The organism is Xenorhabdus lircayensis (genome assembly GCF_016306625.1).
Lineage (GTDB): Bacteria > Pseudomonadota > Gammaproteobacteria > Enterobacterales > Enterobacteriaceae > Xenorhabdus > Xenorhabdus lircayensis.
The window spans coordinates 38017-57194 of the sequence record NZ_JACOII010000042.1; the positions used below are offsets into that span (position 1 = coordinate 38017).

Sequence of the window (19178 nt, forward strand, 5' to 3'; positions counted from 1 at the left end):
CGCCAAACAACACAGGCGTTGACTCAATTTTATAATTTTTTATTTCACTGACTGGCAAAACGTGTTTTGATCCCAGCCTTTTTTTACAACGATTGATTATTAATTCCTGTATTTTTTCTGTTTGCAAATATAGACATCATAAAAGTGGATAGGGAGTTTTATGAATGATTCAAAACAGAGCCTGCAAAGGGGACTTGAGGCACGTCATATTGAGCTGATTGCGCTAGGTGGCACAATCGGCGTAGGGTTGTTCATGGGTTCAGCAAGTACCTTGAAATGGGCCGGTCCTTCTGTTTTGCTGGCTTACATTATTGCTGGGATTTTTGTTTTTTTCATCATGAGATCGATGGGGGAAATGCTATTTCTTGAACCCGTTACGGGCTCATTCGCTGCTTTTGGACATAAATACCTCAGCCCTTATTGGGGGTGCCTGACAGCATGGGGCTACTGGTTCATGTGGGTTTCCGTAGGGATTTCAGAGATCACCGCCATCGGCGTTTATTCCGAGTTCTGGTTCCCTGAATTGCCCCAGTGGATTTCTGCGCTGGTGGCGGTCGGGTTGGTTGCCTTAGCGAATTTGGCGGCTGTGCGGCTGTACGGTGAGTTGGAATTTTGGTTTGCCATGATCAAAGTCACTACGATTATTGTGATGATCCTGATTGGCATCGGTTTGATTTTTTTCGGTTTGGGTAATGATTGGCAACCCATTGGTTTGGATAACCTGACCTCACATGGTGGTTTTTTCTCTGGTGGTTGGAAAGGCTTTTTATTTGCCCTCTGTATTGTTGTTGCATCCTATCAGGGAGTCGAATTGGTTGGCATCACCGCTGGTGAAGCGAAAAACCCACAGGTTACCCTTAAGAAAGCGATCAACAATATTCTGTGGCGCATCCTGATTTTCTATGTCGGTGCCATTTTCATTGTCGTTACGCTGTTCCCGTGGACAGAAGTTGGCTCGTATGGCAGTCCATTTGTGATGACCTTTGCTAAGGTTGGTATTGCTTCTGCGGCCGCAGTGATTAACTTTGTCGTGCTGACTGCTGCACTTTCTGGCTGTAACAGTGGAATGTACAGCGGTGGCAGAATGCTGTATGCCTTGGCGCAAAACCGTCAGTTGCCTGCTTCACTGTTGAAATTATCGAAAAACGGTGTGCCGGTGAGATGTATAGCGATCACCATTGGCTGTTTGATTGCCGGCTCTAGCCTGAATTATCTGATCCCAAATCCACAGTCAGTATTCGTTTACGTTTATAGTGCCAGCGTATTGCCTGGTATGGTGCCGTGGTTTGTGATTCTGGTGAGTCAGTTGCGTTTTCGTAAGCATAATGAGGAAGCCTTAAAACAGCATCGGTTTAAATCGATCCTGTTCCCTTATGTCAATTATCTGACATTGATTTTCCTGTGTTTTGTATTAGTCGGGATGGCGATTAACCCAGATACGCGCTTCTCTCTGATGGTAGGGGGAACATTTTTGCTGATCGTGTCATCAATTTATTGGCTGATGAAATTTATTTGTAGGAAAAATCAAAACAATTTGTCGGATTAATTCGTAATCAATAAAGCGAGTTGCGATGAGGTTGCGGTGGAAATGTGCTGTCTTTATCAGCTAAGTGAGTGAAGCGTAATCAAACGCATCATTTCTTTTAAAAAAGCACTGGACAGTACGACATTAAATCCGTACTATCCTCCACCGCAACGGCGTTAAGCGCCCGTAGCTCAGCTGGATAGAGCGCTGCCCTCCGGAGGCAGAGGTCTCAGGTTCGAATCCTGTCGGGCGCGCCATTTAAAGCGTGCAAGAGCAGTGACAATGAGTTATCGTGGTCAACGTTTTAAGTAGCAAAAGCAGTATATAAAAAGACAGCTGTTATGGTGGCTATAGCTCAGTTGGTAGAGCCCTGGATTGTGATTCCAGTCGTCGCGAGTTCGAGTCTCGTTAGCCACCCCATCTTTTTTTATGAAACGCGAGGGTGGCGGAATTGGTAGACGCGCTAGCTTCAGGTGTTAGTGTTCTTACGGACGTGGGGGTTCAAGTCCCCCCCTTCGCACCATAAAAAAAGAGATTTAAAAGATATGTTTCGGCGAGTAGCGCAGCTTGGTAGCGCAACTGGTTTGGGACCAGTGGGTCGGAGGTTCGAATCCTCTCTCGCCGACCAAATTCTGAAAAAGCCCCGCTATTGCGGGGCTTTTTCTTTCTATTTTCCTGCCACTAAAAAACGTTTTGTTTTCCCTTTTACTTCTCTTTGATTTCTTTGTGATTCTCTTGCGTGAAATTGAATATCATGACTTTTATTAGTTTATTAACCACATGTTTTAAAAGCTATTTTTAGATTAGAATTGTATTTCAACGACAAACCATACTATTGAATGTCTCAAATTGGAGACATGTAACTCTTTGATTTTCATTGTCTATATGTAAACTGCTTGAAGTGCGTCTCAAATGAGAGACGGTATTTTTGATGATTTTTAGTGAAAGCCCGAATACCTATTATGGAAAGTCCGTAATACCTTGGATAAGGATAAATTATCCTGATGGGAAAAGTTGGCACGCAAAATGCATTATTAAAAATCGTAGATACTCATCCCACTCCTTATGACAGCATATGACTTCATAAACCTCGGGATGATGTAGAGCTGATTGTCGGTGCCTATGGTCCACGTTATAGATGAGTAAGTATCACTGTCTTTTCATCACAAACCGGACACAACGTTGAGTGAGGCACTATCCGTCTGTAGACCTGATTGTATTTATGCACCTGTCTTTTTTGATAGGTGTTTTTTTTATCTTGAAGTTTGCATGATGTCCCCAGATTAACGATCCAATAGTCTCTGAATCGTCAATCTGGGTCTAATAAGAAATGTCTTACTCTTCTGTATTACTCTCACGTTTCAGAGTCAGCATAAAACCTTGGCTGCGGGTCTGGGCGGCTTCTTCGCGTTTCTGCAATCTATCGAGTGCATCGGCAAGCCATGCGTAATCATGGGCATCTGGCCGCTGCGCAAGAGCTGCCTTAAATGCCATTTCGGCACTGGCCCATTCACCATGACGCAAGGCAACCTGCCCCAGGGTACTGTTGAGCAATGGTGTTGCACCATGTTGTTTTAACAGATGAGTGAGAGTTTTTTGTACGGCTTCGGAATCACTTGTTTTAATATGTGGAATTAATAGCAGGAGACGTTCGTCATATTGCTGTTTTAATCCATTCAGAATGATTTGCTGGGCAGTTTCGTGCTCATTGCATTCAATCAAATGCTCGGCCAGAGCGATTTGTAGCACGATATCGTGGCGAACCTTACGGCTTTGGTCTTTCCACCATACTTTCAGGCCCGTGCTGCCTTTTCCTGCCATAACTTGATTCATTAACCCGATATAGGCTTGCTGTCGCAATTTAAGGATCTCTTCTTCACCATGCAGATCGCTCTTCATCATTGAAGGCAAGATATCAATCAGGGATTGATAAGCACCTGAAAGAGAGTAAGCCTGTTCAGCCAGCCGTAATACCTCAGGATGGCGAGGAGCATGATTTAACAGTTTATCCACACCATTGCGTGCCGCGTGAACTTCGCCTTGCGCCAGCTGGATACGTACACGGGTAATGTCAACGGGGAGCTGATCCTTATCTGCAACTTCTGCGGCACGTTCAATATACTGGTTGGTACGGAAATAATCACCGCGCTGCTGGGCGGCTTCTGCTGCCAGCAAATAGTTCACGACAGGGTACTCAGCATGATCAACATTGCGGGTCATTAAACGCTCAACTTGCTTGAAATCCCCTTCGGCGAGTTTGAGCAGCGCCTGTTTGGTTTGTGAGCGAGCCCGGCTGCGTTTGTATCCACCAAAGATCCAGCTATGAGTGAATGTGCTGGTACGTTTTAACCGGCGATAACACCAACCGATAAAAATCAGCAAGAATTGTAACAGGAGGAACATGATCACCAGGGCAGTAATGCTGGTGATGATATTGTCACTGTCCGTCTGGATCAAAACGTATCCTTGATGCCCGGATAGCACGGGGCCAAGTACCACGCCCACAATGAGGATAATGAACAGCAGTAATACTTTTAGCATACTCAGCTCTCCTCAACGGATGTTTTTGCCTGACCGGATGTTTCTGCTGGGGTTGGCTGTGATTGCGTTTCTGGCTGGATTTCTGGCTTAGTTTCTTGTTGAGACTTAAATTGAGATTCGGTTTGGGATTGTACAGAATGCGGTAAATTGTAGATACGCTTACGCACCAAATCTGTCAGTATTGACTGGCTGCTCAGTTGTTCAGGAACATCGATAGAAAGCGGTCGCTTTTCCAGTGAGTCAACATCCGCTAAAAAGGCTTCTGTATCTGGGCTGGAGGTATCAAAATAAGTCCTTACCCAACTTCCAACGGGTTCCAATGCTTTTTGGTAAATTTCATTCTGACGGCGGGGAACCGCCTGTGCGGCAATCAGCAACTTGGAACGGATGTTTTCGCGCAGGTAAATGTCTTGATTAGGAGCCAACAGTGGTTCTTTGTTGCTATCACGTGGGGAGATAGTAATGAAATTATCCATAAAGCTGTGCCAGCTACTGCTCAGGTTTCTACGCCAGTCAGAGAGTGAAGCTGTGATTTCACGATTGTTCTTCTCCATTGGCGCGGCTTGTTCTACTTTGTCTACCAAACGTAAGTTATCGACTTGGTTTGATAGCTGATTCAGGGTCAGAATAATACCTTCTAAATCAATCTGTTTGATTTTTGTCAGAGAATCGATATCTGTCATGATAGCTGTGCGGGCATAGACCAGGCTGGGATCATCCATCTCAGCTAGGTTATGGTCGGCATCTTTCAGCAAGGCGATGGCTGTGGTGATATCCTGCTCACTCCATATTTTGCGGCCAGCCATCTTAACGAGGGAGCTTGCCTGTGCCAGTCGCCAGTTTTCAATATCCGTATTTGACAGTGCTGAAACACGGGTTTGAAGCTCTTCCATGCGGTCACCGAGCTGCTGGTTTTGTGAGCTGGCTTGTTGCAAGGAAGTCTTTAACTCTTGGAGTTTGGTGTCAAAATCTTGTTGATCAGCAGACTGCTGTTGTGCCAGAGAAGTAATTTGTTGCTGAAGAGCGAGATTTTCGGCGTTTAATGCCACATTCTGCTGTTTACTGTGATAATAAATGTAAAGACCACCAACGCCTATTGCCAGAGAAATGGCGATTGAGAGAGTATTGCCCACCCAACCATAGCGTTTGGGTTTATGGGGAGCCGTTTCAGGCTGCTGAGGGTGTTTTGTCTCAACCGCATCGGTGGATTGCTTTTGTTCCGTCATAATGGACATCCCATATTGGTTTATTCCAGCGCCTGCATTAAGGCGTCATTATCTGCACTCTTGGCTACTTTTATCACTTGCCAGCCTAATGTCTGGGCGATCTTGGCAAGGCGCTCGCTGACCACTATCAGGCAGCAACCCAATAACCACGCTTTTCCATCGTTATCAGTCACTAAGTTATATAACAGTTGCAGCATTTCGCCACTTGTTACAACGATGGTTTTTATACCACATTGCTGCCAGTGACGACTGAAATCAGCTGCATGGTATTTGACTGGCTGTCGTGAATAACATTCACAGTAATCCACTTCTCCTCCCCGCATCCTTAGCGTTGAAGCAATAACTTCACGTCCACCATTGCCCCGGAGCAATAAAATCTTTTTATTGCCCATCTGCTGTAGAGCGGGGAGTTGCAGTAGATCCTCACTGGTTTCACCTTGCTCAGACCAGAAGATCTCCAGCCCAGTTTGTTGATGAAACATGAGGGAAGTTGATTTGCCAATACCATAATAAGATAGCTTATCAGGCCATGACAGACCCTTTTTAATAAGCAGTTCATTGGCATAATGAACGGCGTTTTTTGATAACAGGAAAACCAGATCCCCCGCAGACAGCCATTGCAGCTTTTGTGACAACAATGGCAAACCTGCCCCCGGGTTTATTTCGATGAGTGGTGCGCTGAAGGCTGTTTTTCCAACAGCATTCAGTCGCCTGACCAATTCCTCTCCTGCGGGGGCAGGGCGGGTGATCAAAATGTTCATTCAGGTGGGTTCCTCTGGTATACGTTAGCCAGAATCTGGCGCGCGCCTTTTTCCAATAATTCCTCCGCCAATTCCACACCAGCTTGACGAGCCTCTTCTGGTGATACCACTCTTTCACCACGCACGATAACCTTGCCATCAGGAGCGCCGACTAACGCACGCAGCCAGATATTATCTTCTTGCCAGATGGCATAACTACCAATTGGCACCTGACAGCCTCCCTCAAGGCGGGTATTCATGGCGCGTTCAGCAAGAACGCAGATTTCTGTTCTGGCGTGGTTCAAGGGAGCCAGTAGCTCATGAGTTTGCTGATCATCGAGTCGACATTCAATGCCTACCGCACCTTGACCGACGGCTGGTAGCAGTAATTCCGGTGCCAATGGCATACGAATGCGCTCTTCAAGCCCAAGCCTTTTCAGCCCCGCAGTTGCAAGGATAATGGCATCATAATCTCCGTTATCGAGCTTGCTCAGACGAGTACCGACATTACCGCGCAAATCACGGATTACAAGATCAGGACGTAGCTGACGAATTTGGCACTGACGGCGTAAACTCGACGTACCGACAACACTGCCAGTGGGCAGGTCATCGAGTGAGGCGTATTCTACTGAAACAAAAGCATCCCGTGGATCATCCCGTTCGCAGATTGTGACCAACCCTAAACCGTCAGGAAATTCAACAGGGACATCTTTCATGGAGTGGACGGCGATATCAGCTCGTTTTTCAAGCAGGGCCAGCTCCAGTTCTTTCACAAACAGCCCCTTGCCTCCCACCTTTGCCAATGGTGTATCGAGGATAATATCGCCGCGGGTGACCATTGGAACCAGCTCTACTTTCAGTTCTGGATGAAAGTGTTTCAGTTGTTTTTGAACATATTGTGCTTGCCACATAGCTAATGGGCTTTGGCGAGTAGCGATGCGAATGGTTTTCATTGTCATGGATAATTATGTTGGATATAGCAGCCTTTTAGCCACTAGTTAGCCATTAAATAGTGAGAAAATAGTATCAGTTTTAACATCTCAACGATTTTTTTTCCAGTTACGAAAATACTGGGAAAAACAAAATAGTATATGAATATACAGGTTATTAGATAAAAATAATTTTAAATATTAAAATAATATTTTATTTAAATAGAGAAAATAAACAAAAAGATTGATTTAAAAGCAAATTGAAATTTAGGGTTTAGTTGGATGGTAAAAAGCAATGGGCGATATTTAGCAATAAAAAATATTATTAGATGAAATATTTATGGAAGCCTGATGTTTTACAATATGTTACATCCCCTATATGAAAAATAATCAACTATAATATTTATTCTAAAAAACATATTATCGTATCTATTTCGTGATTAACTTAATATTTTACAACGAGTTAATTGTAGTTCAGCTATTGCGGAGGAGGCGGAAAGATGGTAGTGCGTACTTTACGCTTCGACTGCAAGGTGTTAAATTGATCACGTTTCCGACAATAAGTTTGTAAAAATAATTTTAAATAATATTGTAACACCATGCGTTATCGGAAACAGGGGACTACTTTGGGCACTGGAACTGATATCAGGCGAAACTCTTGTATCTCTATATTGAAACGCTGAAGCAGCGACTGGATGCAATTAACCAACTTAGACTAGAACGCGCCACTAGCTCAATGAGTGACGCTTTTAAGCAGGTTTATAGTTTAATTCCAGTATTATTACATCATCATCATCCAATGATGCCGGGCTATATCAAAAGCAATATTCCTCATGGTGTTTGTTTTTTTACGCCTGATGAATCACAGCAGTTTTGGATTAATGATCTAGAAGGCCAGCGTGCTGGTGTCTTGTCACATGTCTCTAATGGTGAATTGCCGATTACGGGAATTTACTCAATGGGCAGTACCTCCTCTATAGGGCAAAGTAGCTCTTCTGATGTGGATGTTTGGGTATGTCATCAATCCTGGTTAGATAATGATGAGAAAGCGTTACTGGAGCAAAAATGCACCTTGATAGAACAGTGGGCGGATTCACTGGGTATCGAGGTTACTTTTTTTCTGATTGATGAAAACCGTTTTCGGCACAATGCCTGTGGCAGTTTGAACGGTGAAGACTGTGGCTCTACCCTGCATATCCTCCTACTTGATGAATTTTATCGTACCGCGGTCTGTATGGCTGGCAAACGCTTGCTGTGGACGATGGTTCCTGTGGAAGAGGAGGCGCATTATGACGAATATGTCCTTTCCCTTTATGCTCAGGGAGTTCTGACGCCAAATGAATGGCTGGATCTGGGCGGTTTGGGCGAGTTGTCAGCAGAAGAATATTTTGGGGCGAGTCTTTGGCAGCTCTACAAGAGCGTGGATTCTCCTTATAAGGCGGTATTGAAAAGCCTACTGTTGGAAGCCTATTCATGGGAATACCCCAATGGAAAACTTCTGGCGATGGAAATGAAACAACATTTCCATGATGGCGCGATTGTTTCCTTCGGTCTTGATGCCTATAGCATGATGCTGGAGCGTGTAACTCGTTATCTTACTGCCACAAACGATCTTACGCGCTTGGATTTGGCGCGTCGTTGTTTTTACCTGAAGGTGTGCGAAAAATTACTGGAAAGCAGCGATGACAAAGGCTGTACAGGATGGCGTCGTCAGGTCATGTCCCAGCTGGTGCATGAATGGGGTTGGGATGACAGCAAATTAGCCATGCTGGATAATCGTAACGCGTGGAAAATTGAGCAGGTGCGTGATGCCCACAATGAATTGCTCGATACCATGATGCAGAGTTATCGCAACCTGATCCGTTTTGCTCGCCGTAACAATTTAAGTGTGAGTGCCAGCCCGCAGGATATTGGCGTATTGACCCGCAAATTATATGCGGCTTTTGAAGCATTGCCCGGTAAAGTGACTTTGGTCAACCCTCAGATATCGCCGGATTTGTCAGAACAGGATCTTACCTTCATTTATGTTCCTCCGGGGCGTGTCAACCGTAGTGGCTGGTATCTTTACAATCATGCCCCAACGATCAAATCAATTATTGGTCATCAACCGCTGGAATATAACCGCTATCTGAATAAATTAGTTTCTTGGACATACTTCAATGGCCTACTGGCCAAAGAAACCCGGATCCATATTCATCACGGGGAATCTCAGTGCGATAAGCATAAACTGTGTGATTTGGTGGATGATATTGCCACGCATTTTCCGACCCGTTTACCTGCCCCTACACCAAAAGCGTTATACAGCCCTTGTGAAATTCGTCACTTGGCGCTTATTGTCAACTTGGAAAAAGATCCAACTGCTGCATTTTCCAATCAAGTTGTTCGTTTTGACTTAAGGAATATGAATGTTTTCAGCTTTGGAGAATTGCAGCAATGTCTGGTGGGCAGTATCGATTTGCTTTACCGTAATTCATGGAATGAAGTGAGAACCCTGCATTTCAGTGGTGAACAATCGGTACTGGAAGCATTGAAAACCATATTGGGTAAAATGCATCAGGATGCTGCACCACCGTCTGACGTCGAAGTATTCTGTTATAGCAAGCATTTGTGTGGGTTGATTCGTACCCGTATCCAGCAATTGGTTTCAGAATGTATAGAATTGCGTCTCTCCAGTAATCGACAAGATCCCAATCGCTTTAAGGCGTTACGCATTTCAGGTCAAACGTGGGGATTATTCTTCGAACGGTTAAACGTTTCGGTACAAAAATTGGAAAATGCAGTGGAATTCTATGGTGCGATTTCCAATACCAAACTGCATGGTTTGCCAGTCAAGATTGATACCAAGGAAAAACACTTACCGCCAGTGATAGACGGGTTTGCCTGTGAAGGAATTATCCAGTTCTTTTTCGAAAATATTGAGAAGAACCAAGGATTCAATATCTATATCCTTGATGAATCAAATCGAGTAGAAATTTATTCTCATTGCGAAGGAAGTAAAGAAGAGTTAGTACGAGACATCAGTCGCTTTTATTCTTCATCGCACGATCGTTTTACTTATGGTTCTAGTTTTGTCAATTTCAACTTACCGCAGTTCTATCAAATCGTTAAGAAAGGTGAGCGCACCCATGTAGCCCCCTTTGTGGATGGTACGTTTCCATTGGATGATATGGAAACCAATGACACCAGGCACCGTATTGATGAACGCCTTGAGGAAGCATGTGGGTCACATGATCCCTGCCACACTCTGTATCACTATTGATATCAAGTGCACATGATTTTTTCATAGGATTACTTTAAAGCGCCTATTTTATTAGGCGCTTGTGAAAAGGTACTCACGAAAATTGGAATGGCTCACCGCACTGTTCTGTAATGGCTTGCGACAGTATGGAGATAAAATCGTTACCACTGCGATCACAAACCCATTGGCTATCCCGATAATCAAAATGGTAACCCCCATTTTTGGTTGCCAGCCAGATCTGATGGAAAGGTTCTTGACGGTTAATAATGATCTTGCTGCCGTTTTCAAAACTTAGCGTCATCACGCCGCCGTTTGTTTCGCAATCAATATCCGCATCTCCATCGTAATGATCCAGTTGCTCTTCAAGATGAAGCATCAATTGATCGGCCAATTGATGAAATTCGCTATCGTTCATGTTTATTTCCTATTTGCTTTTCAGGGCCTAGCTGCGATTATAGAGAGTATTGGCGCATGAATCACAGGCATTAATATAATGAAAAAACAATTCCGTTGGACACTGACTATCATAACATTACTCTCTCTGTCTGGTTGTGGCTTGAAAGGCCCCCTATATTTTCCACCTGCGGAGACATCTGTGGCACAGGCTCCTGTGAATAAGGCGGATAAAGTACAGCCAGCGGATGCTCAACAGCCTGTAGATGCTAAACAATAATGAGTCGGTAATGTGATTTTTCTTGGGGTCGTACGTATATGCAGTTCTCCAAAATGCACGGTCTTGGCAATGATTTTATGGTCGTTGATGCAGTGACCCAGAATGTTTATTTTTCTCCAGAGTTAATTTGCCGTCTGGCTGATCGGAATACTGGGATAGGTTTTGATCAACTGCTGATTGTTGAAGCTCCCTACGATCCTGACCTAGACTTCCACTATCGCATTTTTAATGCTGATGGCAGCGAAGTTTCCCAGTGCGGCAATGGGGCACGCTGTTTTGCCCGTTTTGTTCGTCTCAAGGGACTGAGCAATAAACGCGATATCAAGGTCAGTACACAATCAGGCCGGATGGTATTGAGCATCACAAATGATGATCAAGTCTGTGTCAACATGGGAGAACCAGACTTTGAACCGCAGCGCGTTCCCTTTCGTGCCAATAAGGCTGAGAAAACCTATATTATCCGTACCATCGAACGTACGGTGCTTTGTGGTGTAGTTTCGATGGGGAACCCTCACTGTGTCATACAGGTTGAGAATGTAGACACAGCCGAAGTGGAAGTGTTGGGGCCAGTGCTGGAAAATCACGAACGTTTTCCTGAACGGGCAAATATTGGTTTCATGCAGGTTATGAATCGGAGCCATATTCGGCTGCGTGTCTTCGAGCGTGGTGCTGGAGAGACACAAGCATGCGGCAGTGGTGCATGTGCAGCGGTGGCTATAGGTATTCAGCAAAATCTGCTGGATAATCAGGTACAGGTTGATCTTCCGGGCGGTTCCCTGCACATTCGCTGGGATGGGTCGGGTAAGCCACTCTTTATGGCCGGGCCGGCTACCCACGTTTATGACGGTACGATTCATTTGTGATTGATTCTGTGTTTATTGAGTCATTTTTGAAATATAGGGCATTGGAAAATGGGTGAAAAAAACGATCCATTGCATATCGAAAACAGGCTGGATGATCAAACGGTAGTGGATTATTTACTGAATAATCCTGATTTTTTTATCCGCAATGCCAATATGGTCGATAAGATAAGGGTTCCCCATCCGGTGCGGGAGAGCGTCTCTTTGATGGAATGGCATATGAACCGCCAGAGGAAACGTATCCGTTATTTGGAAGATGATTTGATCCATTTGGTGGAGCAGGCGAAACAGAATGAAGTGTTGTTTAGCAGCCTGTTGCAATTACTGTCAGATCTCTCTGGTGCCAAGAGCTTGCAGGATTTTCTTTCCCGCCTGAGTTCATGGTCAAAAACACTTGGATTAAGTAACAGTTATATTCGGTTGTTCAGTGATAAATGGCGTCTTGGCGCACCATTGAATTCGCCGGAACTGGCTATCTTCCGCCATTCCTTTGAACTCGTCCGCATTAAGCGATTTGGTGATAGAGACCATTACCTTGGCACATTGCACGGCCCAGAAATTTTACTGCTGATGCCACAGGCCCGTCATGTTGGTTCGGTGGCGATTTCCCTTTTAGGATCACAAGGGGATTTGGGCATGGTGATTTTCAATAGCCATAATAAACAGCACTACCATGAAGGCATGGGAACTGACATTCTCGACCATCTAGCGAAACTGCTGCCGGGATTGTTATCCCGCTGGGTTGAACGCGCATGACTCAGCCGATCGATCTACTGTTGGAACCCGTAGAAGCCTTTCTGTACTATCTGCGGGTTGAGCGACGTTTAAGTCCCCTCACGATCACTAACTATCGACGCCAGTTGGCGGTTTTGGCAGAAATGTCACTGGAGATGGGAGTACGTGAATGGCAGGAACTAGATCCGGCTAAAGTCAGAATGTTTGCTTCCCGCAGTCGCCGGGCAGGGTTGCAGTCTGCCAGCCTTGCCCTACGTCTTTCTTCTTTGCGTAGCTTCCTTGACTGGATGGTGACGCAGGAAAAACTGGATGCCAATCCGGCTAAAACTGTCAGTGCTCCCCGTAAAAAACGCCACTTACCTAAAAACATGGATGTGGATGAAGTTAACCAACTGCTCAATATCAATTTAAATGATCCTCTGTCAGTGCGTGACAGAACCATGCTGGAAGTGATGTATGGCGCGGGTTTGCGTTTGTCTGAGCTGGTTGGCCTTGATTGCTGCCATTTGGATCTGGAAAGTGGTGAAGTCTGGGTACACGGTAAAGGCAGCAAAGAGCGTAAAGTGCCGTTCGGTCGTGTGGCTCAGGAATGGCTTCAGCGTTGGCTGGAAATGCGGGAGTTGTTTGAGCTGGAAGATAATGCAGTTTTCATTTCTACCCAGAGCGGGAAACGGATTTCTGCCCGTAACGTGCAAAAACGATTTGAACAGTGGGGCATTAGGCAAGGCGTAAACAGCCATATCAATCCCCATAAATTGCGTCACTCTTTTGCCACGCATATTCTGGAGTCCAGTGGTGATCTGCGTGCTGTACAGGAATTGCTTGGTCATGCGAACCTGTCAACGACCCAGATCTATACCCATTTGGATTTCCAGCACTTGACCAAAGTCTATGATGTGGCCCACCCCAGAGCCAAACGAGGGAAATCATAATGCGTTTTTATCGGCCTCTCGCGCCGTTTGCTGCGATGACATTCGACCTGGATGATACACTTTACGATAATCATCCAGTGATCGATAAAACCGAAAAAGAAGTGTTGTGTTTTATCAGGCAGTACGATAACAAGTTCAGCCAGTTTAAGTATGAAGATCTGCATTTATATCGTCAGACCATCCTTGAACGGAAGCCTGATATTTACCATGACGTCACGTCATGGCGTCGGCAATCCGCAGAACTGATGTTCAGCCATCACGGTTTCAATAGTGAGGAAACGGTGCGTGGTACGGATGAGATTATGTCTTGCTTTATGTACTGGCGTAACCAAATCTCCGTTCCAGAATCGACCCATAAAACCCTATCTGTGCTGGCGGAAAAAATGCCGTTGGTGGCGATCACGAACGGGAACGCCGAACCTGCGGCATGCGGGCTTGCTTCTTATTTCGAATTTGTGCTGAAAGCCGGTGTGGATGGCCGCGCCAAACCTTATCCGGATATGTATCATCTGGCGGCTGAACGGCTGAATCTGCCCATAAGTCAGATCCTGCACGTGGGAGATAATTTGCAGACGGATGTCGAAGGTGCGCTTTGTTGCGGGATGCAGGCCTGCTGGCTCAATATCGAAAATAAAGATCTGATGCAGGAGTCTGAAGGGCGTTTGGTTCCACATGTTGAGATTTCTGATTTGGCTTCTTTGATAGCACTGATATAATTTCAGATTGTAATCTGTATAAAAAAACAGTGACACTTACACAACTGATGGTAATTATGGACGTTTCTTATCTGCTCGAAAGCCTGAATGATAAACAACGCGACGCGGTCGCGGCATCCCGCAGTAATATGCTGGTGCTGGCTGGTGCCGGCAGTGGTAAAACGCGCGTACTGGTTCACCGCATCGCTTGGTTACTGTCAGTTGAAAATGCCTCATCGTTTTCCATCATGGCGGTAACGTTTACCAATAAAGCCGCCGCTGAGATGCGTCACCGAATTGAAAACCTGATTGGCACCAGTCAGGGCGGAATGTGGATCGGCACGTTCCATAGCCTCGCTCACCGTTTGCTCCGAGCTCACCACCTTGATGCGAACTTGCCGCAGGATTTTCAGATCCTCGATAGCGAAGATCAGCACCGCCTAATCAAACGCATCATCAAAGCGATGAATCTGGATGACAAACAGTGGCCAGCCCGTCAGGGTATGTGGTACATCAATGGCAAAAAAGATGAAGGTTTGCGCCCGCAACACATCGAAAGCTATGGTAATCCGGTAGAAGCGACCTGGCTAAAAATCTACCAAGCCTATCAGGAAGCGTGTGATCGCGCAGGGTTGGTGGATTTTGCGGAATTGCTACTACGCGCTCATGAACTCTGGTTGAACAAGCCACAGATCCTGCAACATTATCGCGAACGTTTTACCAATATTCTGGTAGATGAATTTCAGGACACTAACAGCATTCAATACGCTTGGATTCGTTGGCTGGCTGGTGATAGCGGCAAGGTGATGATTGTTGGGGATGATGACCAGTCCATTTACGGCTGGCGTGGCGCACAGGTGGAAAATATCCAACGTTTCCTCAAAGATTTTCCGGGAGCGGAAACGATCCGTTTGGAGCAGAATTACCGCTCCACCAGCAATATCCTCAAAGCTGCCAACGCCTTAATCGCTCATAACAGTGATCGCTTGGGCAAAAATTTGTGGACAGAAGGGAGCGAAGGCGAGCCGATTTCACTGTACTGCGCCTTCAATGAGCTGGATGAATCGCGCTATGTTGTCGGCCGTATCAAGCATTGGCTGGATAACGGCGGTGCTCTGAAAGAGTGTGCAATCCTGTATCGCAGCAATGCCCAGTCCCGTGTACTGGAAGAAGCCTTGTTACAGGTCTCCATGCCTTACCGCATTTATGGCGGCCAGCGTTTCTTCGAACGTCAGGAAATCAAAGATGCCTTATCCTACCTGCGTTTGGTGGCAAACCGTCATGATGATGCTGCTTTTGAGCGCGTGGTGAATACACCGACACGCGGCATTGGCGACAGAACGCTTGATGTCGTGCGCCAAGTGGCACGTGATCAGCAAAAAACTTTATGGGAAAGCAGCCAGTTACTGATTCAGGAAAAAGTGCTGGCAGGGCGGGCAGCATCGGCATTGCAGCGTTTCATTGAATTGATTGAGGCACTGGAAACGGAAACTCAGGAGATGCCGATGCATGTGCAGACCGATCGCATTATCCGCGATTCTGGCCTATGGGCGATGTATCAGCAGGAAAAAGGCGAAAAAGCACAGGCACGTATCGAAAACCTTGAAGAATTGGTCACGGCGACCCGTCAATTCAGCTATCAGGATGAAGACGAAAACCTGATGCCATTGCAAGCCTTCCTTTCTCATGCGGCGCTTGAATCAGGGGAAGGTCAGGCGGATGCCTATCAGGATGCCGTACAATTGATGACATTGCACTCGGCGAAAGGTTTGGAATTCCCGCAAGTCTTTATCGTGGGCGTGGAAGAGGGCATGTTCCCGAGTCAAATGTCCATTGAAGAAGGTGGACGATTGGAAGAAGAGCGTCGCTTGGCCTATGTAGGTGTCACAAGGGCGATGAAAAAACTGACGCTGACTTATGCTGAAAGTCGTCGCTTATATGGTAAGGAAGTGCATCACCGCCCATCTCGTTTTATTGGAGAATTGCCGACAGAGTGCGTGGCGGAAGTTCGCCTGCGAGCTACGGTATCCCGTCCGGTCAGTCATAAACGGCTGGGCACACCCATTAGCGCCAGCGACAGTGGTTATGCTCTTGGGCAGCGTGTACGCCATCCCAAATTTGGGGAGGGGACGATTATCAATATAGAAGGCAGTGGGGAACATTGCCGCTTGCAAATCGCGTTTCAGGGTGAAGGCATCAAGTGGCTGGTGGCTGCTTATGCCAGACTCGAAACGGGCCAATAATCCGGTTGAATGTTGACAGGCTTTTTCTTCTAAGCGTAACATTCGCGCCTTACGATAAACGTAGGGAGTATAAGGAGACTTATGGTACATGCTGAACGCATTTAAATTAGAGAATAATCGCCTGCTCCGTCTTGAACTTGAAGAAGGTGATCAGTTATCTGACTCCATGTGGGTAGATTTAGTTGGATTGGGGGATGACGATCGTCTCCGTGTCCAGAATGAGCTGGGACAAGTCTTGGCGACCCGCACTGAATTGGATGACATCGAGGCATCGGCGCGTTTTTTTGAAGATGAAGATGGTATGCACGTCCACTCATTCTTCTACTTTGAAGATGCCGAAGACCATGCTGGCAATTCGACAGTCGCATTTACCATTCGTGACGGTCGTCTCTACACATTGCGAGAGCGTGAACTCCCTGCATTTCGATTGTATCGAATGCGTGCCCGTAATCAGACGCTGATTGACGGGAATGCCTATGAACTACTGATGGACTTGTTCGAAACAAAAATCGAACAGTTGGCTGACGTCATTGAAAACATTTACAGCGTGCTGGAATCTTTGAGTCGAGTCATTATGGAAGGCAAACAGGGAGATGAATTTGATTCCGCCTTGTCTAACCTTGCGGAGCAGGAAGACATTGGCTGGAAAGTCCGTTTGTGTCTGATGGATAGCCAGCGCGCCCTGAACTTCCTCGTGCGCCGTGCCCGACTGCCGGCAAATCAGCTTGAACAGGCACGTGAAATTCTGCGGGATATCGAATCCCTGCTGCCGCACAACGAATCCCTGTTCCAGAAAGTTAACTTTTTGATGCAGGCGGCGATGGGCTTTATCAATATCGAACAGAGCCGCATTATCAAAATCTTCTCCGTTGTTTCCGTGGTATTTCTGCCGCCAACGCTGGTGGCATCCAGTTATGGTATGAACTTCAAATTCATGCCGGAACTCAACTGGACATTCGGCTATCCTGCCGCCATCGGTCTGATGATTGCCGCCGGGCTGGCACCTTATCTCTATTTCAAGCGGAAAAACTGGCTGTAGTTGTTAGCTAGTTGGTTTAATAGCTTGCAGAATCAATTAGTTTGGAAGACTTTTAGAGAAGAGAAATCCCCGCCCATTAGTGGGCGGAGGGATAACTTGGCTACTTGCGCAAGCGGCGCTGAGTATAAAGGGCATCCAGCGTAAACAGGATCAATGCACCCCAGATAAAGCCAAATGTGATCAAATGATCTGGGCCAATTTGCTCACCATAAACCAACGTTGCCAGCAGGAACATCAGTGTTGGGCCAAGATACTGGAAAAAGCCCAGCGTAGACAAACGCAGATGTGCGGCAGCCGCGGTAAAGAGCAGCAGCGGCACAGTGGTAATAATACCGGCAGCGATTAACAACATATTAAGGGATAACGTATTATCCAGCATATTGCTGGTTGGGCTATGGGTGAAGAACAGCAGATACGTCAAGGCGACCGGAAATACCCAGATAGTCTCAATCAACATACCGGTTTGCGCATCCACTCCCAACTTCTTGCGGATCAGCCCATAGAGTGCGAATGTTGTTGCCAAGTACAAGCCAATCACAGGTATAGAACCAAATTGCCATAGCTGGATCAGTACACCCGTGAATGCCAGCCCTACTGCAACCCACTGCATACGGCGGAAGCGTTCGCTAAGGAACATCATGCCAAACAGCACACTCACCAGTGGGCTAATAAAATACCCAAGACTCGCTTCCAGTAGATGGTTATTATTGACCGCCCAAATATAAGTCAGCCAGTTACTGGCAATGGTGAAAGCGGTGATACCTAGCAGCAGCAGCGTTTTCGGCTGGCGAATGACCACCGAAACTTGACGCCAGTGACGAGTTACCGTCAACATCAATACCATAAAGAGCACTGACCAGATAACACGGTGCGACACGATTTCATCGGGAGGCACTTGTTGTATGGTTTTGAAGTAGATGGGTGCGAATCCCCAAATAAGATAAGCCCCCAAGGCATACAAGATACCTTTGGCAGTCTGTTGGTTATTCATAATATCCTTGAATTTTTAGAGAGTTAAGAAGAGATGTGAGAGTGTTAGCCCATATACAATGTGGCATCGGGGTGAATGATTTACAAGGTATTAATGACGTAATGAATAAATAAAATTTTGCTTCTCATATAAATCGATTTTTATTCTGTATTGTTATTAATATTTGAAGTAATTATCTATTAACGTGTGTTTTTACTTGTCATTAATACCAAAAAAGTTGTTTTTAGCGATAGGCTAAAAAATAATCTGATAAGGCTGGGCGAGTGATGCGTATACGTTTGATTGAGCACAATTTTGAAACCATGCACAAAAATTGCTGGTAATGAATTGAAAGAGGCTAATCCAGAAAAGAAGACACAATATTGGGCAATGTCTTTAGGTGTCCAATATATATTTTTGGCATAACCTATTCTTTGAATTGGATTTAATAAACTCCCCACCCCACCTGATTTTAATATTTTGGCAACCACTGTTGAGCAATTTTTATATATTACGTTGTAAGTGGGAGCAAAGCGTAAGTTTCCATACATTTTCCCATTATACATTTCATTATTTTTATTTTCTCTTATTGCTGATATTACAAAAACAACAGAAAAACCTTCCCCTTTAAATGATTTTTCATAATGAAGTAAAGTCTTACCAAGGTTATTCTATTTTATAGAGATCTCATCTAACACAGTATTAGTTATGCTGTAATTTTTATTAACTTCCGCATATAGTTGACTAAATAAAATTTTTATTAATTACACTTTCTTTTGGGTTATCACTTTTTTGATTACCATCAGGAATTGCGGATTCAAATTGCAAAAAG

General features: G+C 45.5%; 16 protein-coding genes and 4 tRNA genes. 13 read left to right on the top strand and 7 right to left on the bottom strand.

Translation table 11 applies throughout. The features are described 5' to 3' along the window. The first annotated feature begins 160 nt into the window (after positions 1-160). The 5 genes from thrP (at position 161) to H8A87_RS12655 (ending at position 2153) form a co-directional block, all read left to right on the top strand. Positions 161-1546, top strand: a complete 1386-nt coding sequence (gene thrP, locus H8A87_RS12635; protein ID WP_198690316.1) for a bifunctional threonine/serine APC transporter ThrP — start codon at positions 161-163, stop codon at positions 1544-1546. Positions 1547-1705: 159 nt separating this feature from the next. After that, positions 1706-1782, top strand: a tRNA-Arg gene (locus tag H8A87_RS12640). An 87-nt stretch (positions 1783-1869) separates the two neighbouring features. Further along, a tRNA-His gene (locus H8A87_RS12645) sits at positions 1870-1945 on the top strand. A 16-nt stretch (positions 1946-1961) separates the two neighbouring features. Then, a tRNA-Leu gene (locus tag H8A87_RS12650) sits at positions 1962-2048 on the top strand. Between the two features lie 28 nt (positions 2049-2076). Further along, positions 2077-2153, top strand: a tRNA-Pro gene (locus H8A87_RS12655). A 707-nt stretch (positions 2154-2860) separates the two neighbouring features. Here the strand turns inward: H8A87_RS12655 and hemY are convergent. The 4 genes from hemY to hemC are packed head-to-tail and all read right to left on the bottom strand — an operon-like array spanning position 2861 to position 6991. After that, complete coding sequence (gene hemY / locus H8A87_RS12660; RefSeq protein WP_198690317.1) at positions 2861-4066, bottom strand: protoheme IX biogenesis protein HemY; 1206 nt, start codon at positions 4064-4066, stop codon at positions 2861-2863. Between the two features lie 2 nt (positions 4067-4068). After that, complete coding sequence (hemX, locus tag H8A87_RS12665; RefSeq protein ID WP_198690318.1) at positions 4069-5292, bottom strand: uroporphyrinogen-III C-methyltransferase; 1224 nt, start codon at positions 5290-5292, stop codon at positions 4069-4071. A 20-nt stretch (positions 5293-5312) separates the two neighbouring features. After that, entirely contained in the window at positions 5313-6053 is a 741-nt protein-coding gene (hemD, locus tag H8A87_RS12670) for a uroporphyrinogen-III synthase (protein ID WP_198690319.1), read from the bottom strand. Further along, positions 6050-6991, bottom strand: a complete 942-nt coding sequence (hemC, locus tag H8A87_RS12675) for a hydroxymethylbilane synthase (protein WP_198690320.1) — start codon at positions 6989-6991, stop codon at positions 6050-6052. Before hemC ends, hemD begins: the two co-directional genes overlap by 4 nt. 628 nt (positions 6992-7619) lie before the next feature. Here hemC and H8A87_RS12680 point away from each other — a divergent pair. Beyond that, positions 7620-10220 (top strand): class I adenylate cyclase, encoded by a 2601-nt coding sequence (locus tag H8A87_RS12680; protein WP_232370221.1) that lies wholly within the window; start codon positions 7620-7622, stop codon positions 10218-10220. A 73-nt stretch (positions 10221-10293) separates the two neighbouring features. Here H8A87_RS12680 and cyaY read toward each other — a convergent pair whose 3' ends face one another. Beyond that, entirely contained in the window at positions 10294-10614 is a 321-nt protein-coding gene (gene cyaY / locus H8A87_RS12685; RefSeq protein WP_198690321.1) for an iron donor protein CyaY, read from the bottom strand. 78 nt (positions 10615-10692) lie between these two features. On the opposite strand from cyaY, the gene lptM reads away from it, so the two are divergent. From lptM to corA, 7 genes are all read left to right on the top strand, one after another. Continuing rightward, complete coding sequence (lptM, locus tag H8A87_RS12690) at positions 10693-10872, top strand: LPS translocon maturation chaperone LptM (protein WP_198690322.1); 180 nt, start codon at positions 10693-10695, stop codon at positions 10870-10872. Positions 10873-10910: 38 nt separating this feature from the next. After that, entirely contained in the window at positions 10911-11735 is an 825-nt protein-coding gene (gene dapF / locus H8A87_RS12695) for a diaminopimelate epimerase (protein WP_198690323.1), read from the top strand. A gap of 48 nt (positions 11736-11783) precedes the next feature. Then, on the top strand, positions 11784-12488 hold the full coding sequence (locus H8A87_RS12700) for a DUF484 domain-containing protein (RefSeq protein WP_198690324.1): 705 nt from the start codon (positions 11784-11786) through the stop codon (positions 12486-12488). Beyond that, on the top strand, positions 12485-13399 hold the full coding sequence (gene xerC / locus H8A87_RS12705; protein ID WP_198690325.1) for a tyrosine recombinase XerC: 915 nt from the start codon (positions 12485-12487) through the stop codon (positions 13397-13399). The genes H8A87_RS12700 and xerC overlap by 4 nt, the downstream gene beginning before the upstream one ends. Beyond that, a complete protein-coding gene (gene yigB / locus H8A87_RS12710) occupies positions 13399-14115 on the top strand; it encodes a 5-amino-6-(5-phospho-D-ribitylamino)uracil phosphatase YigB (RefSeq protein ID WP_198690326.1) in 717 nt (238 codons plus the stop codon). Before xerC ends, yigB begins: the two co-directional genes overlap by 1 nt. Before the next feature lie 56 nt (positions 14116-14171). Further along, entirely contained in the window at positions 14172-16337 is a 2166-nt protein-coding gene (gene uvrD / locus H8A87_RS12715) for a DNA helicase II (protein ID WP_198690327.1), read from the top strand. A gap of 88 nt (positions 16338-16425) precedes the next feature. Beyond that, positions 16426-17376 (top strand): magnesium/cobalt transporter CorA, encoded by a 951-nt coding sequence (corA, locus tag H8A87_RS12720; RefSeq protein ID WP_198690328.1) that lies wholly within the window; start codon positions 16426-16428, stop codon positions 17374-17376. 100 nt (positions 17377-17476) lie between these two features. On the opposite strand, the gene rarD is transcribed toward corA, so the two are convergent. Continuing rightward, a complete protein-coding gene (rarD, locus tag H8A87_RS12725) occupies positions 17477-18367 on the bottom strand; it encodes an EamA family transporter RarD (RefSeq protein WP_198690329.1) in 891 nt (296 codons plus the stop codon). Positions 18368-18546: 179 nt separating this feature from the next. Further along, positions 18547-18912 carry a hypothetical protein gene (locus tag H8A87_RS12730; RefSeq protein WP_198690330.1) on the bottom strand — a complete coding sequence of 122 codons (366 nt, stop codon included), beginning with the start codon at positions 18910-18912 and terminating at the stop codon, positions 18547-18549. Positions 18913-19178: the final 266 nt, after the last annotated feature.